This window comes from Cyclobacterium xiamenense (genome assembly GCF_900109255.1).
In the GTDB taxonomy this organism is placed as follows: Bacteria; Bacteroidota; Bacteroidia; order Cytophagales; family Cyclobacteriaceae; genus Cyclobacterium; species Cyclobacterium xiamenense.
Map to the genome: position 1 here is coordinate 54,044 of NZ_FNZH01000005.1, position 24,085 is coordinate 78,128.

Annotated in this window: 16 protein-coding genes and 1 pseudogene; 1 reads left to right on the forward strand and 16 read right to left on the reverse strand. The window is 49.4% G+C overall.

Annotation, left to right across the window (positions count from 1 at the left end; genetic code table 11):
* Window positions 1-177 precede the first annotated feature (177 nt).
* From BMW71_RS16090 to BMW71_RS16165, 14 genes and pseudogenes are all read right to left on the reverse strand, one after another.
* Window positions 178-2,595, reverse strand: a pseudogene (locus tag BMW71_RS16090) (TonB-dependent receptor domain-containing protein).
* A gap of 138 nt (window positions 2,596-2,733) precedes the next feature.
* Window positions 2,734-3,252 carry a nuclear transport factor 2-like protein gene (locus BMW71_RS16095; RefSeq protein WP_244891201.1) on the reverse strand — a complete coding sequence of 173 codons (519 nt, stop codon included), beginning with the start codon at window positions 3,250-3,252 and terminating at the stop codon, window positions 2,734-2,736.
* A 411-nt stretch (window positions 3,253-3,663) separates the two neighbouring features.
* The gene (locus BMW71_RS16105; protein ID WP_092176272.1) at window positions 3,664-5,799 is read right to left on the reverse strand and encodes an outer membrane protein assembly factor BamB family protein; all 2,136 of its coding nucleotides are present in this window, start codon (window positions 5,797-5,799) and stop codon (window positions 3,664-3,666) included.
* A 281-nt stretch (window positions 5,800-6,080) separates the two neighbouring features.
* Window positions 6,081-9,740, reverse strand: coding sequence for a PAS domain S-box protein (locus tag BMW71_RS16115; protein ID WP_092176277.1), 3,660 nt, complete (start codon window positions 9,738-9,740; stop codon window positions 6,081-6,083).
* Complete coding sequence (locus BMW71_RS16120; RefSeq protein ID WP_092176280.1) at window positions 9,722-10,816, reverse strand: FIST signal transduction protein; 1,095 nt, start codon at window positions 10,814-10,816, stop codon at window positions 9,722-9,724. Before BMW71_RS16120 ends, BMW71_RS16115 begins: the two co-directional genes overlap by 19 nt.
* A gap of 245 nt (window positions 10,817-11,061) precedes the next feature.
* Window positions 11,062-11,805, reverse strand: a complete 744-nt coding sequence (locus BMW71_RS16125) for a carbonic anhydrase family protein (protein ID WP_092176282.1) — start codon at window positions 11,803-11,805, stop codon at window positions 11,062-11,064.
* Window positions 11,806-11,860: 55 nt separating this feature from the next.
* On the reverse strand, window positions 11,861-12,514 hold the full coding sequence (locus tag BMW71_RS16130) for a DUF2490 domain-containing protein (protein WP_092176851.1): 654 nt from the start codon (window positions 12,512-12,514) through the stop codon (window positions 11,861-11,863).
* A 280-nt stretch (window positions 12,515-12,794) separates the two neighbouring features.
* Entirely contained in the window at window positions 12,795-14,423 is a 1,629-nt protein-coding gene (locus BMW71_RS16135; protein WP_092176285.1) for a potassium channel family protein, read from the reverse strand.
* 151 nt (window positions 14,424-14,574) lie between these two features.
* Entirely contained in the window at window positions 14,575-15,147 is a 573-nt protein-coding gene (locus BMW71_RS16140; RefSeq protein ID WP_177179676.1) for a gluconate 2-dehydrogenase subunit 3 family protein, read from the reverse strand.
* A 10-nt stretch (window positions 15,148-15,157) separates the two neighbouring features.
* Entirely contained in the window at window positions 15,158-16,846 is a 1,689-nt protein-coding gene (locus BMW71_RS16145; RefSeq protein ID WP_092176291.1) for a GMC oxidoreductase, read from the reverse strand.
* Between the two features lie 167 nt (window positions 16,847-17,013).
* Window positions 17,014-18,108, reverse strand: coding sequence for a PepSY-associated TM helix domain-containing protein (locus BMW71_RS16150; RefSeq protein ID WP_092176293.1), 1,095 nt, complete (start codon window positions 18,106-18,108; stop codon window positions 17,014-17,016).
* A 95-nt stretch (window positions 18,109-18,203) separates the two neighbouring features.
* Window positions 18,204-19,205 carry a 3-keto-disaccharide hydrolase gene (locus BMW71_RS16155; RefSeq protein WP_092176296.1) on the reverse strand — a complete coding sequence of 334 codons (1,002 nt, stop codon included), beginning with the start codon at window positions 19,203-19,205 and terminating at the stop codon, window positions 18,204-18,206.
* 76 nt (window positions 19,206-19,281) lie between these two features.
* On the reverse strand, window positions 19,282-19,842 hold the full coding sequence (locus BMW71_RS16160; protein ID WP_092176854.1) for a nuclear transport factor 2 family protein: 561 nt from the start codon (window positions 19,840-19,842) through the stop codon (window positions 19,282-19,284).
* A gap of 92 nt (window positions 19,843-19,934) precedes the next feature.
* Complete coding sequence (locus BMW71_RS16165) at window positions 19,935-20,474, reverse strand: helix-turn-helix domain-containing protein (RefSeq protein ID WP_092176298.1); 540 nt, start codon at window positions 20,472-20,474, stop codon at window positions 19,935-19,937.
* 433 nt (window positions 20,475-20,907) lie between these two features.
* Here BMW71_RS16165 and BMW71_RS16175 point away from each other — a divergent pair, with 433 nt between their 5' ends.
* Window positions 20,908-21,519, forward strand: a complete 612-nt coding sequence (locus BMW71_RS16175) for a DUF2911 domain-containing protein (protein ID WP_092176303.1) — start codon at window positions 20,908-20,910, stop codon at window positions 21,517-21,519.
* Between the two features lie 231 nt (window positions 21,520-21,750).
* On the opposite strand, the gene BMW71_RS16180 is transcribed toward BMW71_RS16175, so the two are convergent.
* The gene (locus BMW71_RS16180) at window positions 21,751-22,506 is read right to left on the reverse strand and encodes a DUF5995 family protein (RefSeq protein WP_092176306.1); all 756 of its coding nucleotides are present in this window, start codon (window positions 22,504-22,506) and stop codon (window positions 21,751-21,753) included.
* A 149-nt stretch (window positions 22,507-22,655) separates the two neighbouring features.
* Window positions 22,656-23,852, reverse strand: a complete 1,197-nt coding sequence (locus BMW71_RS16185) for a Gfo/Idh/MocA family protein (RefSeq protein ID WP_177179677.1) — start codon at window positions 23,850-23,852, stop codon at window positions 22,656-22,658.
* Window positions 23,853-24,085: the final 233 nt, after the last annotated feature.

Genomic DNA, 24,085 nt, shown 5'->3' on the forward strand with positions numbered 1-24,085 from the left:
TTTTGGCGAATCGTATATTTTTGATCTTGGCAAAAACCATCACGGACTCAAATCTGACGTTTAGTACTACATCGGTCTAAAAATTAACCTTTTAAATGTTGAAAGGAAACCCATCAAGGACGAAGCCCTACTCTTTTTTGTCCGAATGCCTCGATTTATTTTCCCAAAGAAAAATGATCAATTGGTCACCCTTCTCTGTTCTTCCTGGGAGCCTACTTTTCGGTCTCTGGTTCCTTTGATCTTACTGTTTCCAAACTTGTAGGTGTAGGTAGCCATAAATACCCTTTTTTCAAATTTGAGCCTACCTGTAATTTCCAAATCAGCACCATCGAAAGATCTCCACCTGAGTTGACTGGTTTCAAGTATATCGTTGAAGGATAACCTCAACATCCCTGCTTTTTGGAAGTCTTTTTGGATTCCCAGATTGAGAAAGCCCCGCGAAAGTACCTGGTAATATCCCATGATACCGGGAGACATATAATATCCCATCAACTCAATGGTATATTTTTTGGGAAGTGTAAAGCTATTTGTGAGTACTACCTGAATACCTGTCTGATCAACAGCATAGGCCTCTCCATTCAGTTCTGAATTGACTTTCTGATAATTTGCCGTGACGTTGTTTTGGGTTTCCCATCAGGAAGTCAATTGCAAGGGGAAAGCGACAATTATGGATACCGTCTGCCTATGGTCGATATTTTCTGTTTTAAGGAATACGGTGTTGGTCTCTTCATTTAGGGTAGGTTGAAATTGTGCAATTACATCGTTATCCATGCTATGCTGCACTGAGAAAATCATACGCTTGTAAGAATAATCTGTTTTGATATTGTTGGTGTAGGTAGGCAGGATGTTTTCATTTCCGGCGAAGAAGGTAAAAGGGTCCGAATAAAACACAAAAGGTGCCATTTCATTGAAGGTGGGACGGGTAATCCTGCGTCCGTAAGACAGTTGTACCAGGTTGTCAGCATTGATTTTTCTGGATAAAAATGCCGTTGGAAAGAAATCCCCGTAATGCCTGTCAACGAGTTTTTCTCCTGAAACGGTCGTCAGGTTGGTTTTGGTGTTCTCGTATCGTAGCCCTGCATTTAAGGTAGTTTTTTCATCAAATTCAATTTTTGCTGTAGAAAAAGCTGCCAATATATCTTCTTCGAGAAAGCCATCGTTGGTGAAGTTTGAATCAATCAGCCAATCTGATCCAAGTTTCTCTTCGAAAAGCACCGTATTGGTAAATTCTGAAAAAGTAGCTCTGAGACCTGATTCTACGGCTACTGATTCCCCGATTTTCATGGAGTGGTTAAAGTCCGTTACCCAAAGATTAATTGGGGTATCCTTGGTTATTCTGAATTCCTCTGATCCGATCAAATCATAGGATTCATCATAATTCATGATGGTGTACCCGGATGGGTTGGAATTTTTGTAGGTCAGGTAATCTACATTGGTACTGATGACCTGCCCGTTTTGGAATGTATGCTGAAGATTGATATTGCCCATAATATGATTCCATGTATTGTTCTCTACCGTTGTCATCCGTGTAAGGGTGTCCAGGGAGATGGAAAAATTGGCTTCTGTAATCGTCGGTGCAGACAAATTCCACTGGTTAGTATAACCACTGACCAAGCCACTAAAGATGGTGTTTGTACTTAGTTTGTAGTCAAAACCTGCCTGATAATTGATGGACTTTCTGGTGGAAAACCGATCGCTGTAGGTATCAATTCCAATGTCTTCAAATCCGTTGTTGTTGCCTCTGAAGCTTTCCCATTCCTGAACCTGATCTACATAAGTTGTTGACAAAAGACCAAACCAACTGAATTTAGGGCCCTGATGGTTGAGGTTGAAACTCATATTGCCGTTATAGCCGGATCCATAGCCTTGGCCGAATGTTAGCGAACCATTGGTACCGATCATGTCATTGTCTTTTTTCATCACAATATTGATAAACCCCGCATCTCCGTCCGCATCGTAGTTGGCCGGAGGAACAGTAATGATTTCGATCTTTTCGACATCACTTGAATTGAGACCGGCCAGCATTTGATACGCCGCCTCCAGGGGCATTCTGAACCGTTGGCCGTTCATCAGGATAACCACGCCGTTTTTCCCTAAGACGGAAAGTGTATTGCTTTGCCTGTTCACCATTATCCCGGGAGACCTGTCCAGCACATCGATGACGGACAAACCCGCAGCAGACACGCTGTTCGCTACATTGACCACCATTTTTCCCTGTTCCAACTCAAATAGTGGCCGGGTGGCGGTTACCGTTACTTCATCCAGGTTCTGGTCCTCTTCCTTCAATAGGATAGCCGCCAACTCATTTTTTTCAGTCCCCGAAAAAGGGAACACCGGGGAATAGTTTTTGGCATATCCCAGGATCGTTACTTCCACATAGTATTGTCCTTTTGGGATATCCGTAAAAACATAGTTTCCGGAGTCATCGGAAATGGCCCCTTTGATCAGCGAGGAATCCGGCTCATTCCTGAGCAGTACGCTGGCATAGGATATCCCTTTTGTCTGGGAATCAAGAATCTTTCCCTGGATCGTTCCTTGAGAAAAAACGCTGGAAGCCAATAAACAAAGCGGGATGGCAATTAATGGGACCTTCATTAGCGTGGGATTTTTTTTTTTTCAGTATCAACTCCTTCAAGAGAAGACAGAAAAATCCTACTCGAGCGGGCAAATAAATCGCTTTGGTGATCTCAAGGTCACCAAAGGAAATATGACATGACGAAGTCGGAGATTTGCTCAATTAGCAGGAGGAGTCACCTTAAACCCCTGCGTTTCTAGAATATTAAGCATGTCGTACCAGTATCTCATAAACGTAATTTTACCGTTTTCCATACGGGAAGCAGAGTGGTAGGGGACCTTAATTGTTTCCCCACTTGCCTTGTTTGTAAGCGTGTTTATTCCCCATGACAGGATCCATTCGCCTTCATTCCAGTTATTGGTAACTTTGACTGGCAGATAAAGCTCTTGCGAAAGGCTGTGCGTGAATTGGTTGGTACTAGTGGTGTAATAGTCGTTGTGCTGTGCCACTGTAAGTGAGTCCAATCCCCCACCCAAACCATAAATCATGGCACCTGTTGCGAACTGAGCGTTCATTGTGGCCACATCACCTGCTTGAAGTGCTTTCGTGTAGGTCTGGGCTGCTTCCATTGCTTTTGCTGCATTCTGAAATTCCAGCGTCGCTTCCTGTGCCATTGAAAGAGGGGTTGTCAAAACCAGCAGAAAGACAGATGCTACGATTATTTTGAAAATTTTCACGGCAGATGGGTTTTATTGGTAAGATATGGGAAAAGTTTATGTAATCGACTAAATATAAATAGATTAGCAGCAATCGGAAAGAAGGTCAGGACGAAAGGATGGTTTGATTGTCCGAAGTCAATGGAATTCTTTTCGGAGCTAGATTTGAGGAACGGATCTAGTGTACTGGTCATTTGTCAGACTTTATGGGAAATAGGGACACTGGGTCCCGTGCAGGCCGGCTTCATCCTTCCGCTTTCCTTAACGAATGACTTACCGGCGAGCATAAGGATGATTTGTCAGCCTGCCTTCTTTACCCACGATTTAGCCGTTACTGCTGGAGGTGGTTACACAGCATGATCTAATAAAGCAAATTTCTGTGTGCCACTTGGATCCCGACCACGTCAGGTAAGCGAGCTGTTTCGAGTGTCGCTACGGTAAGGCAAGCGCGACGTATTGGTCACCTGTGGGGGTATTGAACCGGCCGCCACCGCAAGCGAGGACGATGTACTGTTTCCCATTGACCGAATAGCTGCTTGGCGTGGCAAAAGCTGCTGCAGGCAGCAGGGTTTCCCAAAGCAATTTTCCGGTGTTTGTAGCGTAGGCGCGCAACTTCCCGTCTCGGGTAGCTGCGATAAACAATAAACCACTGCCCGTAACCAATGGGCCGCCAAAACTTTCGGTTCCGGCTGCGGAATCCCCGCCATGGGTCCCTGCATGGTTTTCTCCGAAAGGCACCTGCCAGCGGAAATCACCGGAATTCATGTCGATGGCCGTCAGGGTACCCCAGGGCGGGCGCACTGCCGGGTAGCCCTGATCGTCCAAAAATTTCATGTAGCGGTTTACCACCCAGGCGGGAGCCTGTAAGCCCGTTGCTTCGGCTATCAGTCCGGGTTCCTGGGAAGCCCCGCTCATGCGCGCTTCGGTTAACAGGTACTTGATAAGTGCTTCCTTTTCCTCCTCAGCCAATCCCGGAAAGGCCGGCATCATCCCTTTACCGGCATGGAGGAGATCCGCAATTTCATCCGCTGTTTTGCGCTCGCTCACTTGGCGAAGTGAAGGGTAGCCGCTTTGGGGATGGCCATTGCGGTCGGTGCCGTGGCAGGGCGCGCAGTTTAGGGTATACACCCGCTCCCCGCTCCCCATGGCGTCCAGGATTTCGGGAGCCGTACTCGGTCCGATACCCATGTAGCGGGCCATTTCGTTACTGTTGATATACAGGATGCCTTCCGGGTCTGCTGCTGCACCTCCCCAGATGGCGCCACCACTCAGGCCGGGAAAAACCAGCATACCCCGCTCGTTGAGCGGGGTAAAGGGTCCCTGATACCCGGAATTACGGAGGATTTCCAGAAGTTCATCCCGGTTGTTGGCCTTGGGGTTGATGAGGGAGTCGGATAGTAGCTGCCGTGCGAAGGGGGCTGGCCGGCTGGGGATGGGCTGGGTAGGCCATGCCTGTTCGCCTGGGATGGCGGAGGCAGGCACGGGTACTTCTTCTATATCAAAAAGGGGCAGTCCTGTCTCCCGGTCAAACAAAAAAACGTAGCCGTGTTTGGTGACCTGCGCCACGGCATCGATTGTTTTTCCGGCATGGCGGACGGTAATCAGGTTGGGAGGAGCCGGCAAATCCATGTCCAGGATGTCGTGGTGAACCAATTGGTAATGCCAGATGCGTTTACCAGTACGCGCATCCAATGCCAGCAGGGTATTGGCGAACAAATTGGCGCCGGGCCGGTCACCGCCGTAAAAATCGGGTGCTGCAGATCCGGTGGGCACGTACAAAATCCCGCGTTCCCGGTCCACCGCCATGCCTGCCCAGTTGTTGGCACCGCCAATCCCCTCGTTTTTGTACACATCGGGTGGCCAGGTCTCGTACCCGTATTCCCCAGGATGGGGAATGGTATGAAACACCCACACCAGGGCGCCTGTTCGGACGTCAAAGGCCTGAATGTGCCCGGCCGCAGCCTGGTGGTCCTCCGCCACCCGTAGTGGCATGACGATCAAATTTTCGAAGACGGTGCCGGGTGTATTGGATAGGACCATCTTGTTCCGGGCAGTGGGACCAAGACCGGTTTTCAGGCTTACCTTTCCGGCTGTACCAAAACCCGGAATCGGCTTGCCCGTCCGTGCATCCACTGCATGAAGCCATTCGCCCTGGGTATAAAGTATCCGCTCATCGATGCCTGCTTTCCAGTAGCTCAGGCCTCTGCAAGCACTGAAAGCCCCTTTTTCTGCAGATTCGTGCCGCCAGATTTCTTGACCGGTAGCGGCATCCAGGGCAAAGGGACGCAAGGAGGCACTCACACCGTACAGCACCCCGTCTACGATCAGGGGATTGGTCTGCATGTGCCCGCTGTCTCCGGTAGAATAGCTCCAGGCGATCTGGAGGTCTCCGACATTTTCCGGGCTGATTTGGGCCAGGGGTGAGTAATGGTTTCGGTCGGGCCCACCCAGGTATTCGGGCCAGTCCTGATTCTTTAGATCGGGTGTACAGCAAAAGTTTCCCAGCACGCAAAGTGCCAGCAGCGGCACAGGAAGCCAGGGATTCGAAGGGGTCGTACAAACAGCCATGGGTATACGTTACACAGTGCTACCAGCAAGCCAATGAGGTTTTTGCTGGTCGGTTTACCTACGAATATGCTGAAATATTTGGGAATAATAAAATTTTATTTCTACCGTGGCAGATTGACTGTACCACCTAGCCCTGCTCAGGCTTTTTTCGTGGAGGAGGTAGGGACAATTGATTCTTTTTGCCAGCGGTTGGATGGAACAGATAAGGGGTCATGGGAACTGATTCGGCCAGATTTTGGGGAAGATCTGTTGAAATCCACGCGGGTAAAAAAGCCCTGGCGCTACCCCAATTCGTTCCCATTTGCTGCCGATGCTTTCGGTAGGCCTGCAGCAACCTGATGCAGGGTATCGATGATTTGGCGCACCATGTCCTTGAATTCCTCTTCGTTGTCGCGGCGCATGACGTAATCTTCGACGTCGCGTACGGTGTTTTTGATGGAATCCACCCCAAATTGGTCCAAGCTTGGTTTTATTTTATGGGCCGCTTTTTGGATGCGCGGCCAATCTCTCTGATCCAAGGCTTGTTGCATTTCACCGGTGATTTCATCGGCGAGGGAAACAAATAGTTCGCACATTTTTTGAATAAACTGCTCACTGCCTCTGCTTATTTCTTCCAATTGCGACAGATCGAACAGGGGCTGGGTTGACGTTTTCGCGGGTGCATCGTCGTTCCCGCTGTCGGTCTGATCGGGTTCTGATTCCGTCTCCGGGGTTGTTGGCTTCCGAAGTACCTGCTCGATTTTCCTGAAAAAATCCTGTTCATCGTAGGGTTTGGTAATAAAGTCATTCATACCGGTATGGAGGTACAAATCGATGTCGTGCCGGAAGGCATTGGCGGTAAGTGCCAGGATGGGCGTAGTCACGTTGAGTTGCCGACGAATGTAGGCAGTCGCTTCTACTCCATCCATCACGGGCATTTGTATATCCATTAGAATGAGGTCGAAGGTTTTGTTTTTAATATGTTCGATGGCTTTTTTTCCATTTTCGGCTTCGGTCGTTTGGAACCCCATAAAATCCAGACTTTGCATGGCAATAAAGCGGTTCATTTCGTTGTCTTCGACGAGCAGCGCCTTGCGGCCGAGAAAGGTACCGGGTTTTGTCTCCTTGCTTTGGGATACCAGTTTACTGGGGTCACCGATCGGCAGTGTGAGGACGAAAGAGAATTTGGTACCTTCGTTTTTTCGGCTTTCCACCTGTAGTTCGCTGCCCATGAGCCGCACCAGATCGTGTGAAATGGCCATGCCCAATCCGGTTCCCTCAAACCTGCGATTGGAGGTGTTTTGCTCCTGAGAAAACTTATCGAATATCTTTTGAATAAATTCTTCGGACATGCCAATGCCGGTATCGGCGGTTTCGAATTGCAGGGTTTGGCTGGAATCGGTTTCTTGCAGTACGTGTACGCGCAGTTGAATATTTCCTTTTTCGGTAAATTTAATGGCATTGCCCAGGAGGTTGATGAGTACCTGCCGTAGGCGGACTTCGTCTCCGACCAGTACGGGGCGAATCTGGGGGCTTACCTGAAGGGAAAAGTCCAGGCATTTGTCTTTGGCCTGGGAATAGAGAATGGAATACACGTTCTGCGCCATGGCAGCGGGACTGAATTCCGATTGGATAATTTCCAAATCACCGGATTCAATTTTTGCGACATCCAGGATATTATTTAAGATGGTCAGCAGGTGCTTAGCGGAGGTTTGCGCCTGGAGCACGTATCCATGCTGTTTTGGTCCCAGATTTTCTGCTCTCAACTGCCGTATCATGCCAATGATTACGTTGAGCGGGGTACGTATTTCGTGGCTCATATTGGCCAGAAAAAGTTCTTTTGCTTTGGCGGCGGCCTCGGCAAACGATTTGGCTTTGGCCAATTCCTGTTCGAGTTGTTTTTGTTCGGTGATGTCCAGGTGCACGGCAATGCTTCCGATGAGTTGCTCCTGATCGTTGTAATTGGGTGCCCAGCTAACGAACCACCATTTGGGCTCTCCCTTTTTGTTTTTTATTTCCACCTCGAAGCTCGTGGTAATTCCTTGCTCGCCTTCCTGATTTTTCTGGTTGACCCGATTTTGTTGTCCTGCCGGGTAAAGAAGGTTGGTGGCCAGCTGCCCTTTTAGCTCGTTCAGGGTATATCCGGACATCTGGCAAAAGCTCTGATTGGCATAGATGACCTGGTCCGATAGGTCTACTTCCAACAGGCCCAGATTCATATTGGCGATTAGGTTTCTGAATTTTTCTTCCTGTACCTGTAGTTGTACGCCCCATTTTTTTCGGTTGCGGACGTTGATAAGCATCTGTCCGAAGAGGTAGAGCAGTTTTTGCTCTTTTTGACTGTATTGGTGGTGTTTTTTTACAGAATCGAATCCCACAAAACCTACCAATCTCTCTCTATCCATCATGGGGATGGCGATCAGGCTTTTGATATTTTGCGGTTCAAGCAGGGATTTCAGCCCGCCGTCTTTTTCGTCGTCAAGGTCCTGTACCCGAGGCACATAGAATGCCTCGTTTCTCCGATGGGCTTTTACCCAATTTGGTAACAGGGAGATGGGTACTTGTTGCAAATTATTGATCTCGGGATTTATTCCTTCGGCGCACCATTCGTAGGTATTCGAGGTCGTCCCTTCTTTGAAATCGTAGTCAAAAATATAGGCCCTGTCCGCCGCGACAAAATGACCCATTTTTTCAAGCGACTGTTGCACGGTGGTGCTTAAGTTGGAAAGGTCAAGATTGATGTAGGTGGTAGCGATATCGATGAGTACCTCCTGCAATTTAAGTTCTTGCTGCAGGGTTTCCTGGGCCTGGTATTGCTGGGTTCGATCCATCATCACCCCGTCCAGGCGGATGGCTTTCCTTTCGTTGTCGAAAATTAGCTTCCCGTTATTTCGAATCCATTTGGTTTTACCAGAGGGTGTCAGAATTCGGTACCGTACGGAATAAGAGCCCTTGGCCTCAAGTGCTTTGCGTATTTTTGTAACTACTGCCCGATCCTCCGGGTAGATGTATTTTTCCCAGCAGCCGATATCTGCGAGCCATTCGGCTGGGGCGATCTCGTACAGGTTTTCAACGGATGGAGAGATAAAGATGACCTGGTTTTCTGGTAATTTTACCGACCAAACCACGTCGCTCATCTCGTTAAAGATGCTTGTCAACTTCTGATTCGAAGCGTTCAATGCACGCTCTTGCTTTTTTCGTTCACTGATGTCGCGTGAGATCGCGACGATAAATTTTTTGTCTTTAATCCGGGTAATGGTAGCGGTAACCTCTACCGGGGTGGTTTCTCCGGTTTTTTGGTGGATATTGGTGCCTTCTATGATCATCTGTCCACTGGCCTCCAAATCCTGCACGTGACGTTTCCAATTTTGCTCGTTTTCAAAAATCATCTCAAAATCGCCGACCCGGTACCGCTGTGCCTGTTGTTTTTCGATCCCCAAACGCTCTGCAGCCCTCATATTAATATAGTAGAGCTTACCGCTTTCCTCGGCTATCTGTATGGCATCGGAAGAATTGTCAAAAAGTTCCTGCAATAGCCGCAGCCGTTGCTCCTCTTTTGCCTGACAGAGGTCGCGGCCCAATTGGTAGGCCACGCGCCCAAGTTCCCATTGCATTTCGGGGCCGAGCGCCCGCTGCCGCATCAATACCATATAACCGTAGCGATCCAGGGGGAATGCGTACCAATGTATCTGATCCAGCAGTTGGTAATGGGGTTGTTGGGAGTGTGAATCCACCCCTGCCAGCAATTGTTTTGCTTGTACCAACCAATTTTCACGCTTAAGCATGGCCTTGGGTAGTACCTGCACCAGCGCGTCCTTTTGAAAAATCGCGGCTGCAAAACAGTTTAGTTTGCGCAGATACAAAGTCAGTACCCTTTCCAGGCTATCCTCAATTTCTCCCTGAATCCGCTGGTTCAAAGCGATTTCTAAAAGAACCTGAATGTTTAATTTGTCTTTTTCCATCGTGCCACAACTACCGTTTTATTAAACAATTCCAGCGAGGCACTGCCGATATTGGCGATTTCACCAATACTCAGCGCCCCGTCCATTGGCTGGGTTTGGTTGAGAAAAGTAAGCTCCTGCTGAAAGTCGCCTTGCATAAACAGTACCCGGGATATACAATCAAAACATACCTGATTTCCTTCAGCAGTTTGGCCATTAAACGCGCTGCTAACGGCCTCCTTAGCCCCTTTTAGCAGAGAATGTAAATCCCCATGCATGATGCGGATGTATTCGCCTTCGGGGACCTCGTCCACGATATGGAGCATACCCGCTTCGGTCGCATAGGGATCTCGAATGATCATTTCGTCGTCCAACCGAACCAACCCCAGCGGATAGGAACGTGCAATATCGAAAAAGTTTTCCCGGCAGATCCGTTGTTGGGAGTGGGCTTCGATCAGCTCCCGGTAGACCTCAAAAGCGGGTTTCCAGTTAAGGCTGACGATGGTATTTCCCTTGGTTTGGGTGACTTTGATAGGGTCACTAATCGGCTGCCATCCATGAGCTACGCCTAATTGGACGGTTTCGTCCATGAGTCCGATCACGGCCCCCCGTTCGATCACGCGTTGGTTGGAAAGGATACAGGGAAAGGATTTGAAACTCAGCGAACCTGCGCCACCCCCCAGGTAATTGACAAAAGGGCCGAATACGTCATAAAGTGCGTGTAAGAAGGTCGTTTTTTCTGACCAGAACGCGTTCACAAAGCAAAAAACACTTGCGGCTTCTACCGGCTGTTCTTCCAGCCAATGCCTGAACGCTTCCGGTGAAACAATTCCCTGCTGCGATTCAAAACAGGCTACCTGTAGCCGCTCTTCAAGCGGCACTAGCGCAAAACCGGTTTTGTACCGGATTCCCTCTCCGATAATTTCGGGAAAAATACCTCCCAGGAGCGGTTTTTCGTTCAATGCGAGGATCTCCTCGAAGGATGCCTTGTCGGGGTGATTTTCCGCGGCAACAAAAAGCAGGTAGGAGGCGATTTTCGGATTTCGCTGGCCGTCAATCAGCGCCGATTTCAGCAGCTCCTGTGTTGAAAAATACATGCCTGTACGGTTTGGTTGTATCAGCTTTTACAAAATTAATTATCCCAGATGGGCTGCATCCAGACTGTTCTACTACAAGAAAGGGAATTTCCTCCATTTTTTTTAAAAAATAGCCGATATTTTTTTTCTTCACATGCCCTGTTTTGAATGATTCGATAAATATTCAGGGATAAGTAGGAGTATATCCGGATTTATTGCAGGCAGGGAGCCGGTGAGTAACGAGGGAGATGATCGTTGGCGGTATTTTATTCCAAAAACGTTACTTTTCCCGTATCCATGTCGTATACGCCGCCGACAATCATTATTTCTTCAGAGGCTTCCATTTCTTTGAGAATCTCACTATTCGCCCGTATCTGCTCGATGGTGTGCCGGACATTCTGTTCGCAGACCTTTTGCACAAAAGACGGATTGGCAGCCGTCCGGTCACCTTCGTAGACAACCGCGTCCACTGCCGGACGAATTTTACTCAGCATGGCAGTGATGTTACCCATTTTTACGTCTTCGATAGCTGCCTGTACAGCACCGCAGTGCTCGTGTCCCAAAACCAAAATTAACTTGGAACCGGCCACTTTACAGCCAAACTCCATGCTTCCCAATAGATCCTCGTTAACAAAGTTACCGGCCACTCTACCCACAAAAATATCACCGATACCCCTGTCAAAAACGTCTTCTACCGGTACCCGGCTATCCAAACAAGACAATACTACCGCTTTGGGAAATTGGCCGGAGGCACTTTTTCGTACCTGCGCCGAGTGGTCTCTCGCTGTTAGGTCGTTTGTTTGGAACCGCTCATTTCCCTCTTTAAAGGATTGCAAAACATCGCCCGGAGACAGCGCATCCCGCTGCTCCCGGGTAAGGACCTCCTGAACCAGGGGGCTTGCCGTTTGTTCGTTACTACTTGGTAAGGCTTCTTCCGTTTGATTGGGACGGGCACAGGCGACAAGCAGGGTAAATGTCACTAGCCCTACGATTGATTGTAATGTAGTCATTCTATTGCGTTCAGTTAAACTGGTAAAAACGGTTTTGGGCCTGAACGCAACGCGTTCAGAAATTTACAAAGGCAATCAGATTCAGTTGGTTTCGGGATACGGTATTGGTTCGTTGGTTCATGTACCCGATCTCTGTCCGGACATTTTTCGAAATTCGATACCCTACTCCTCCATACAATCGGTTTCGATCAAAAACGGTCTGTTCGGTATTCACAAACAGCTCGTTGTATGCAGATAAATAAACGGTATTATCCACAAGTTGGTTGTGATTGAGTGCTACCGTAATGCCTAAAAAATACCGAAGACGGAGTCTGGTATCGTCCTCAAAAAAACGTTGCTCAAACCGGTACCGGTGTTGAAAAGCAACGCGTCCGCTCGTTTGCCGGGTGATAAATTGCTGGTAGATGCGGTGCTCGTTGAACTGGGTCTTGTCATCCGTATCGCCTATGTAGGGTTCGCTGTAAATGAATCCGTATCCCAACAGGAGGTTGTTGTTGTTTTCGCTCAGGTTGTAACCAATTCCCGTGCGGAGAAGCAACTGTTCGGTATCGCCGATTGCGTTGAAGTTTCGGTACTGTACTTCGTGGTGCCAATTCCACTTCTCGGAAATTTTTTTATCACCAAAATAGATCATCCAGTTCCCTACATCAGTGGATTGGGCAAGCAGCGAAACTGGCATCAAAAATAGTAGTGCATAAATAAGCTTCATTCGGTGGTGTTTTTTTTGTTTTCGGATGTGGTACAATTCAGCGTTGGGTGCAAGTTACTTAATTGGCAGGGTATCCATAAACTCCTGAAGGCTTTTTTGTCCCGGGCAGGGCTCCGTCTTGTCGAAAAACCCCTCCGTAGGTCTACCCCTCGAATTCTTTCAGAAGTAGAAAGCAATAACTTTGTTGCCACAAATTGGCTATTTTTTAAAACTACCGAGTCAACGACGGGGAAGAACAACTACACGGATTGCAAGTGGGGTGCATTCCCAATCAAGCGGCTTAGTTCACAAACATTTCCTCAAACTTCCGGATGCTTTCATCGGTTCCGGCAAGGATGACGTAGTCAGCGTCTCCAAACGTGAATGTGTTGGGGTCCATGCCAGAAATCTTTTTTCCGTCCCTGATTACTGCCAGTATGGTGCAGCCCGTTTCGGCCCGCACATTGCTTTTGGATAGTGTATTTCCCAATAGCTTGCCTGCCGGTAATTGCACCAGGTTAATTTGCTTTTCCGCAGCGAGTGAGGTCTCGTCTTCAAATATGCTGGAGGCCAGCATTCGGCCACTTACGGTAGCCAGGGATTGTACGTAATCCGCACCGGCAGCGTATAGTTTTTTGACGTTTTCTATCTTATTTGCCCGCACAATGATGTGGATTTTCCCATTCAAGCTACGGGCCAATAGGGTAGCAAATAGCGCCATGGTATCGTCTTGAATGGTTACAATCAGGGCGGATGCTTCCTCAATTCCGGCCTGCCGGAGTGTCGCTGCTTTTCGGATATCCCCGACAATATCTACCCCTTCTTTTTCGCGAATATCTACCACTTTAATGGCTATCCTTTTCGTTTTCAGCAGGGCATCGGCCGCCTGTCCGGACAAACCGAATCCCAAAATCAGTACCTTATTTCGCTCAAAATGCCGGATTTTCGCTTCCGCTTTCTTATTGAGCCGGGCGAGTTCCTCCCGGTCGCCGGCAACAAGTAATCGGATTTTCGATTTTAAGACCAGATCAGTCGATACCGGACTTTGAAATTCACCATTCTGCCACGCTCCGATGATATTTAAATGGTATTTTTCCAGCAAATTTGCTTGCTTGACAGACTTGTTGCAGAGTTCACTACCCTCCTGTATATCAATTTCAATGAGCTCCACGTTTGTATCTATCTCCACACTGTCGTTGATCGATATGGCCGGTACCTGGGCAGCCAGGCTTTTCCCAATGAGCTGCCGTGGAGAGATGGTGCTATCCGCTCCGGCGAGTTTGTGGTAGGTTTCCATTTCCTCATCTTCGAGTACGGCGATCGTTTTTACCGTTTTATTGATGTTTCGGATCGAAAAAATTATGCTAATATTCTTGTCCGTCGTTGCGTTGAGAACCACGGCTTTTGCTCGTTTTAGTCCCGCTGCTTCCAATGCGACTTCGGATTCCGGGTTGCCTTTCATTACCGATAATCCGGCCAATAAAAGCTCTTTCGCTTTTTTCTCTGCTGCCTCAATGATCACATAATCCTGGTTCCGGGAGTTGAGTTCCTTTACCAAGACTTCGGCATGTGCGGAATACGAACAAATAATCACGTGGTCGCTTTTTTTCACGCTGGTGGGGACAGATTTTTCGATAGCATTTGTCAAAAACGGCAGAAAAAAAACCGGGAAGGCCACAAACACAAAAACCACTCCGGTAAGGTTCATGATAAGGACGAAGTAATTCATAAAGTCACTTTCCCAGGGCGAAAATCCGCCGTAGCCACTGGTGGTAAGGGACTCTACCACTACCTGTAAGCCTTGAGGAAAGGTGACTTCCCGGTCTTCAAAATAGGCCATGGACCAGACAAAAATCTCGGCATACAGGACGATGATCCCGGTCACTACAAGCACCGAAATTAGAATTCTTCTTTTTAGGTTATTTTGCATGAATGGCCAGTTTGCTCACCAAGTTATTTATAAAAAGTTGCTGAGAAAAGAGAAGTTCCGAAACGAATGAGATATAGTGCGGCCATGTGGCCATTCGGTCTCCCTGTTACAAAACCCAACCTGGGGTGCGGAAGCATCCTAGTAACAGAAATCAGCCGATGGAGGACGTAGGGCCGAACCAGGCCGGAGTTCCCTTGTTGTACGGCACGCAGCCATCATATTCACCCGGTGAGGGATTGTAGCGAAGTGCCTGGGAAACTCCGATTTCCGAAGTAAAGTATCCCAAAAGGGTCAATTGCTTTATTAGGGTATAAAAATGAACGGATTCTCCTCGGGTGGATTGTGTGGCTTCCCAGTCAAGTCGGGTAAGGAGTTCGGTCTTTTGTTGGAAATCCAAGGATAGAAAATCTACACCCTGGTCTTCCTTAGCGAGGCGATCGATGGTCTTCAATCCCTGCCGAAAGATCTCCTGCTCCCCGGTTCCGTAGCAGTCAAGCACCATTTTTGCCATAAAATGCCCGATTTCCGCAGCTTTCGCACCAGGTGACTGATCAGATTCCGGCAAAATAGTCTCGCCTATTTCGTCCATCAGGGAAATGTCCCTGGAGGTGAAGGCGAAGGAATGGGGTGTCTCCGAACCACAGCCGGACAAAAATAGCTCTGCGCCAACCACCGTACCGCCTACCAAAAGAGCTGTTTGTTTTAGTGCCAATCGTCGATCCATCGCCAAGGGGTTATAGGTTTCCGTTTTTGATTTGTTCCGCTGCATAGTCCGCTGCGCGTGCCGATAGGGCCATGTACAGAATCGAGGGACTCTGGTTGCCGGTGCTGCTCATGCAGGCGCCATCTGTTACGAAGACGTTTTTGCATGCGTGCAATTGGTTGTACCCGTTCAGCATGGAGGTGGTGGGGTCTTTACCCATGCGTACCCCACCCATCTCGTGTATGTCCAGGCCGGGATTTTGTTTGTTGTCCACGTGTTCGATGTTTTTACAGCCCAAGGCTTCCATCATTTTCCGGGATTCTTCGTGAAAATCTTGAATCATCAACTCGTCATTCTCATCGTAGCTAATATCTGTCACCAATTGGGGGATGCCCCAGGGATCTTTCTTGCTACTGCTTAGGCTGACCCGGTTAGTGGCCTTCGGTAGGGTTTCACCCTGCATGTACATGTAGACCCGCCATGGACCTGGTTCGCTCATGCGGTGTTTGAAGGCTGCACCCAATTGCGGTTCGGTATTAGGGACGTTGGCACGCTTTGGCCGGAAGGCGCCCATGAAGGTCATGTAGCCGCCCAGAAAGGCAGCATTTCGCTGACCAAAGTTTTTAAAGTTTGGCATAATGGGGCCGGAAGGAACCCGGCCATCGACGTAAACATCGTCAAATCCGTCGATCGTGGCCCAGGTACTTGGGCGGTAATTGTGGAAGCAGATGTATTTGCCGAGTACCCCGCTATCGTTGCCCAATCCATTGGGGAAGCGTGCAGAGGTGGAGTTCAATAATATCAGGTTGGTATTGAGTGCCGAGGCGTTCACAAATACCAGACGGGCAGCGATTATTTCTTCTTTTTTGCTTTGGGTATCGATTATCCTTACCCCGGTTGCTCGTTGTAAGGTATCCTCGTAGACGATAGAATGCACTACAGCATGCGGACGAATGGTCAGGTTACCCGTTTTTTGGGCCCAGGGCAAGGTGGAAGCGACAGAGCTGAAATAGCCGCCTAGTGGACAGCCGCGCACGCAAAGGTTCCGGCATTGACATTTTCCCCGGCCCTGTTCCAGGTGAATGGCCTGGGGTTCACTCAAATGGGCCCAGCGCCCTGCAGCCATCTTTCGGTCCGGGAATTGCAACGCAAGGGTTTTTTGCATGTGCTGCTCCACGCAGTTTAGGGGAAACGGGGGGAGGTAGTCTCCGTCGGGCATGGAGGCCACTCCATCGGTGCCTCCGCAGATTCCGGAAAATTTCTCCACATGCGAATACCAGGGAGCGATGTCGTCGTAGCCAATCGGCCAGGAAATACCATAGCCGAAGCGCTCCGGGGCCTTGAATTCGTTATCGCTCCAACGGTTGCTGGCCCGACCCCAGGTGAGTGATTTGCCACCGACCTGGTACCCGCGGATCCAATCAAAGGGTTTCTTTTGGACGTAGGGGTGCTCGTCGTCGTTGATGAAGAAATGGGCCGACCCCTCGTCAAAAAGCCATGCTTTGGAAGAGATGGGGTTCGCATCCGTATACGCTTTGGGTACCGTACCTCGGTGCTCCAACTCCCAGGGATGCCTGGAGGCGGTGGGGTAGTCTTTGATGTGCTCGATATTCCGTCCCCGCTCTAAGACCAGGGTTTTTAAACCTTTCTCGCACAATTCCTTGGCGGACCAGCCACCGGAAATACCCGAGCCGATGACTATTGCATCAAAAGTTAGCATTGTTATTGGCTTAGTAGAAGCATTGACCGTGGCATACACCGCCCCGGCGGTAATTTACTAAATGTGCAGAAATTGCTTGGCAAAATACAGAAAAAAGATCGAAAAGATGCAGTTGCTCTTGTTTTTCGGACATCCGGCAACCTATTTTAAAGCGCCTGGAGCGGGAGCTAGACCCTTTTGCTTTTTCGTTTACCGAGCCAGACAAGCAGTCCGGTGATCGGTAGGGATGCCGCGACCATTGCTGCCATACACACGAGAATCCTTCCCGGAAGCCCCAAAATACTCCCAAAATGAATTTCGTACACCATGCCGTTGATCGCATTGAAAGTTGAGATTTCGCTGGACAGACCGTTGCGGAATACGCCCTCAATTCTTTCTCCGCTGTATTGGTCGTGGTAGTAGTGATTGATGGCGGTCAGTCCTTTGCCGGGGTCAATGACAGAGAGGTGGATGGGGTCTTCCTCGCTATGCGGGATACCTATTCGTACTTCCGATTTGGGAAAGGTGTTCCGGTAGTCGGCAATTAATTGGTCGAGGATTCCATCGTTTTCTACGGGCCTCGCCGGAACCTCGGATCGAGGGGTCTCCCATGCGATGGTATTTTCTCCACTGAGCAGCTTAATGGTTTCTTTTACAGGGGAAAAACCCCAATAAATCCCTGTAATAAGAGCGAAAATAAGGACCCATGAAACATAAAATCCCAGTACGGAATGCAGGTCGTAGTTCCGTTTTTTTGCGCTCCCGGTAGTTTTCAGGAAAAACTTATCTTTCGTTGGCCGGCCCGTAGCGGGCCACCAAATCACCAATCCGGATACCAACAGGGGAATGGCCAGCAGGGTTACCCAGTGTACAATTTCCCGGCCCAATTCTCCCAAAAGTAAGTTTCGGTGGAGTTTTTTTAGATAATTAATCCAGCCCTTATTCATGTCTTGTAAATGAATCAGTTCGGCCGAATAGGGGTTTAGTTGTGCGAGATAATAGGTACCAGGGGCGTACAACAGTACTTCGATGCTGCTTTCCGGGTCGCGGTAGAGGGCCGTCCGGAAATCTCCCTCGGGAAAGGTTTTTTCCAGGCTGTTCCGTAGGTCAGCGATGGAGACAACCGGTTTGTCCTGCGCTTCCACGGCTTGATGGTAGGCAAGCCGACTGAATTCCGGTTCCCAGGTATAAATCGCACCGGAAAGCGCAATGACGAAAAACAACAGCCCCGTCCCCAGTCCAAGGATCAGGTGTAAACGGGTAAGCAGTTTTCGAAGGGACATGCGGAAATACGACATTCGCTGGCAGCCTAAATCCCTTATCCGGTCACGGCTATATGGTGCATGCCGGATAAGAGGTGGAGGATTGGAATCCTTGCTTATTTCTCAATGGGCGTCAAAACAATGTTCCGGTAACTCACCTTGCCATGATCTCCCTGCAGGTATATTGGTCCGGAAGCCAGCACGTCGGCACTCATGGCTCCACCGGTAGGGCCCCAGGCTGGCTCGTTGTCAATAATTTTTTTGCCGTTGAGAATAACGGTAACGTGCCGATCTACCAGAGTAATGTCCATGGACTGCCATTCGCCGGCCGGTCTTTCGGCAGCCTGGCTGGGGGTGATCCGACTGTATAAGGCACCCATATTGTGGGAGTCCAGCGGTTTTCCGTAGGAATCCACTACCTGAATTTCGTAAATACCCCGCAGGTACACCCCACTGTTGTTTCCCTCCGGTACATTCACCTCTAGTTTGAGATTGAAATCTTCGAATTCCCGCTCGGTGCGGATGTTGCCGTAGGAGACGTGGGCTCCATTTTCCGGCTGCACGGGGTCGTTTAGCAGCACGCCGTTTTGCGCCGAAAAGCCATTGGCCTGCCTGGGGTTCATCAATACCCAACCGCTCAGGTCGGTGCCATTGAATAAGGAGACTGGTTTTCCGTACCGAAGGTCGGCTAAATCGGGTTTATCCGGCATGGGAGGCATTCGTTTTCCGGTGAAGTGGGATTGGATTTCCCCGCCTCGGCCGGGTCCTGTCATGGTCCCTTTCAGGGAATCTCCTGATTTCACTATGCGGAGGGTATGGGTGAGGGTATGGCTCCGATCTTCGCTTTTTTTAGCCGTGTTGGTCCGGGTGACGACCAGTGTATTTTCATCGGCCAGGTAGACATGGGCTACGGGAAGCACGCTTCCTCCGATCCACAGCAGTTCGGCGTCGAGGTACCCTTTTTCTTCACTCACGTGCAGCCAGCCGACACCGCCACCTTCGATTTCCAGGCCCCACATGCCAAGAAAGGGATTGGCTAGTCGTGTTTCAGCAGTGGTATGCGTAAAACTGCCCACCAGAAGGAGTAGGGGTAGGATGGGAGATAGTAGCTGTTTCATGGGATATATTTTGAGTTTTTTCTGAATTTACGGATTGCTTCCGCGTTCGAATTCGAATGTACTAAAAAAAAATAAATTAAAACGCCATTTGATCCGGTGATCCTGTGGATTCTGGTAGGTTGCCTTGGGATTGACTTTCCAGCGGCGGGTCTCGGTGATCGTAGCTAATCACTTCGCTAAGGATCCAAACTCCTTGTTTTAAAACCCAGATATGGGCGAATTTTGCCGTGCTGCTCCATTTGTCCTCTTTGCCCCATTCGCGCAGGTAGAAGTGATGAATCCCGGTCTGGAGGACTGCGTAAAGTTGCCCCGCGTCGTAAAGCGGGAAAACCTGTAAGCTGGAGGTGTCGATTCTCCGAATCGGTTTTTTATTCGAGTTCGAACAAATGTATTGTTCGGTGTTCTCCAGAAAGCGTTCCCGATCCTGAAATCCACTCTGGTCGTGGTAAAAACGCAAATCCGAGGCAACATGCCCGGCTAAGTAATCGACGTCGCAGCGATTAAACCCACGTTCAAAAAAAATGCTGTCCTGTCTTTTGAGTTCCAGAAATAGGGGGTCGTTTCTGTCCAACTGGGCAGTAACGGGGAGGGCGTACAGGAGGAAGCCCAAGGCGATTGGGAGTAGCTGTAGTTTCATCTTTTTGTTGGCAAGATGGTGGTGGTACGGGCATTTGTCCAAAAAATCGACCCGCCAATCTCCCGACAACATCCCGTCAACCATTCACACGCTCAGATCAGGTTGAATCCCAGGTGGAAAAACAGTTTTCCCTTTCGATCGATTTCCACAGTATTTCTAAGTACGATACCTACATTTGCCAGCACCAGGAAGACCATGATTAGCAGCATGAAATTACCCCCAAGAAAAAGTCCTTTTTTTACAAACGCAGCCAACATAAAAAAGATAGCCGAGCCAATCGTCCAAACGATCTGGATGGACAGGATTTGCCTGGCGTCGGAGCTCCACTGCTTTTTCACTGCCATAATAAGCAAGGGAATGAGGATATTTGCGGGAGGGATTACAGCAAAGGGCAGGGCGGACATCGACAGTACCTTGAGCAGCGAGGTTGGTGCTTCGTTCGGTGTTTCGGGGAGGGAAAGCAGCTTTTCACTACCGACCCCCAGGGCTTTGGACAGGAGTTTGCGGGTTTGTCCGCTCGGTTCCGCACCGGATTCGATGCGCTGAATGGTCCGGACCGAAACGCCGGAAACATCCGATAGTTCTTCCTGGGTTAGGTTGCGACGTTCTCGAATATGTTTCAGTTTTGACATGCTATTTTTGGCAGTTATTTCCCGGAAGCAATCTTTCCGATACGGGTTATTAGGTATTTTTTCAGATTCGGGTATCAATCGCTCAGGGGGCAAAATTACCGCTGTTTTCGGGTTTACCCGAGCAAAGCTGGGAATTTTTCTCCATGCGCTTCCATCGTAACCGGAATGCTACTTGCAGGAAGCTGTTTCCCGACTCATCGAGGAATGGAAAAAAACGATTCCTTTCATAAATGAAGCCGCTACTGCGTTTTTCGGTACCGCTATCGAGGCTTCTGTGCTAATGCACCATATTCTTACAGCTAGCCAGTGTCTGCTCTGGAACTTCAGACAAAGGGATCCAAATGGGAGGTCTGAAAAATCTCAAATTGAAAGGGCTTGTTTTCCCTATGCGTTTCGTATCTTTCCTACCTAATTACTCAAAAAACCAAATTGTATGAAAACGTCAACACCACTTTATTTTCCAGCCGTGCTAAGTATGCTGCTGGTTTTTTCCGTCTTTTTTCAGGCAGAGGCCCAATTGATGGCGCCTGCGCCAAGCCCTGCGGCTGCTGTTTCCCAGCAGGTGGGCTTTACGAAGATCAGCATCGAATATTCATCCCCAGCCGTAAAGGGTAGGACCGTATTTGGCGAGCTGGTGCCCTATGGAGTTCCCTGGCGTGCAGGTGCCAACGCGCCGACGACCATCGAATTCAGCACTGCGGTAAACATCTCGGGAAAAAACATCGCCCCGGGGAAGTATTCGGTATTCATTACTCCCCTGCAGTCGGGTGACTGGACCATTCACATCAATAGCAAGGGGAATGCCATCTATGCCTACATGCAGGGCGACACAGTGGATGCGGCGGCCCTGGCAAAAGACGACGCCGTAGCCATCAACGTAGCTCCGATGATGAGCGGGGAAAGCCAGGAACGCCTGTCCTACGGCATATCGGCCGAAGACAACAAGGTGGCCAAAGTGACGATTGGATGGGATACCGTACGGCTCGCCTTTATGGTGGATACGCAGGTAGACCAGAAAATGGACGGCTTCAAAGCGGCATTTTAGCAGCAGCCTTGCGCCGGAAAGACATTCCTATCTGGTTTTGTCCGTGGGAGGTTGCCCTTCGTGAGAAACCGTTGTGAGCCAATTAAAGAAAGAGGCGTACCGTTTTCGGTCGCTTCTTTTTGGTTTACAAAGCACGGTTTTCCATACAGGTTTTACTACAAAAGGTATGCACCATAGGTTTGTGCCGGAACCAATCCAAGCGAGGCGTGGGAATGTTGCCGCCGCATTCGGTCAATCTGCTTTGAGTTTGGAGATGACGAGGCTGACTTCTGTAGTTTCAAATGCACGGATCAATAAAAGTAGCAAAGTAACTGTCAGCGATTTGGGTGACCGGATCAGTTTGCTGAGTAGAACCACCACGCGGTCTATTCTTCGTACGGCCCCTTCTCGTTCTTCCTCGCTCAGCGACCAAAGGCGGTTGGCCGCATGCCAGGATTGGGTCCGTGCCTTGCGCATGCTAAAGTTGATGATCTTTTCGTCTTTGTTTTTACCAATCAGATCGAGCACAAACATCAAGGGCGATACCCGGCTAAGGCGGTCTTGCAATTCGTTGGTGATTTGATAGAGGATGTCGTTTACTCTGTGGAAATCACGCTCAATGGCCTGGATATCCTGCCCTTCCATCACCTTGGCCGCTGCCAAAGCGAGGTCCAGGTTAATGTGCGCATTCATGCCCAACAGGATGTGCTGAACTATCGTTAGGGGCTTGTCCACCTGGTCAAAGGCATAGGCCCAGGCACCACTGACTTCCCGATTTTTTTTATACGCCTCATACGCATCCAGGTATAGCCTGGCAAATGCCACGTCAAATTTTTCGAGCCGCTCGTTGTCCTCAAAATTTCCCCGGGCAATTTCGGTAGCGATCTCATCGGTCGTACGTCGGTAAACGTAGGCAAACAAACCGATTCGGCTATTGCTTGCGATACTTTCCTCGATGATGTGGTCCAGCTCCTTCAGGACGTCTTGAATGGTGGTGGGATTGGGCATGGTGTTTCAGGTATTCGTATACTTACTAAATAAGCCAGGATCAGGCTTCGTCGCCTTGCCCATCCGAGTAAAAATTTCTGGGCAGGGCATACCGGAACGCGATACCGGCGTCGGTTTTGAGACGCAAATCAACAGCACAGGCAGGTTTGCTACAACTGAATGGAGCGGCCTTCTTCTGCCGATTGGTAGGCGGCGTAGATGACATTTACGCAGTTTACCGCCAAATCAATGCCGGCAAGTGGCTCTCGACCCTCTCCAATGGCCTGTATGAAATCTGCGATCTCGGTAGAAAATCCCCGAAACCAATCTTCGTCACAGCTGGGTCGGTTCCATCCCGCCTTGGTCTCCAGTTTTTCCGTAAAATTCTCGCTTGCAAAGGTAGTCGGGTCTACCGCGTAGGTTTCGATCACATCGTTTGCTGTCATGTTGGCTTTGATGACCCCGTCGGTCATGTAAGCCGTGACGCGGGTGTTGAGCCCTCCCAATCCCACGTCACTGACCAGTACGGTGGCCCGGGATCCGTCATCGAAGCGTATCACCACATTGGCCCAGTTTTCCACATCCGTTGGGTCGGAACTTATCCACCGATGCGCCTGTGCTTTTTTTGCCAACGCAGATGCCTCGGTATGGATCAGGTCTGCGGTATCGGCCATTACCGAAACTGGCAGTATTCGTTTTCCCCTGCGCTGCTCGCCTTCCCATTGTTTGAGGTAGAGGCAGGCTCCAACGGCGTGTGCGCCCATTCTGAGCAACGCTCCTCCTCCCATGTATTTCCATTCTTTGGAAAACACAGAATTCGACCCAGAATGATTTTCTTCTGCCCGAAGCTCAAGAATGGAGCCACTAGAGGCAGCGATCAATCGACGCATTTTGACAATCGGTGGGGCATATACCCAGTTTTCCGCATAGCAGAAGATCACCTTGTTTGCCCGTACGGCATCGCGTACCGCTTCCGCATGCTTTCGCGCTCCAACTCTCATTTTCGCACGTGAGACATGCAACCCGATGGGTTCGGGGTCTCCTGGCTCGCCAAAGTACCCCGTTAGCGGTTTTTCCATGATCAGGTGCTTCCCTGCTTTTGCAGCTTTGATGGCGATTTCGTGATGGGATGCCGGAGGCGTACAAATGTCGATGATATCAATGTCTTCGCGCGCGAGCAAACGATCCAACTCAGTCGTTGCAAAGGAAATCCCGGCATCCCGGGCTAAAGACGAGGCACTTTCCTCGGTCAGGGAACAAACACCTCTGACTTCCACCAGTCCGGGCGGTAGGTTTCGGTAATTTGCCAAATGCATGCGTGCCCCATAACGGGCACCGACCATTCCTATTCCCAGTGTTTTTTTCATCTGGTACAGCGATTTTTTAGCAGTTTTTTCTAGTGGTGTACTCGGCGGCCGCATGATTTTGGATCACAACCGACCTACTGATGCGAAGCTAGTAGAATTTTGATAGATTTAAAAGTATTGGACTACCGCAGCTTTATGCCAAAATCCGGGTTACCACCCCGTACAGGTGGCGAAACAAAAGCCCAGCGCGCGTTTTATTGGCTTCTTTCCAGGCACGAAAGGGGCCTTGTTTC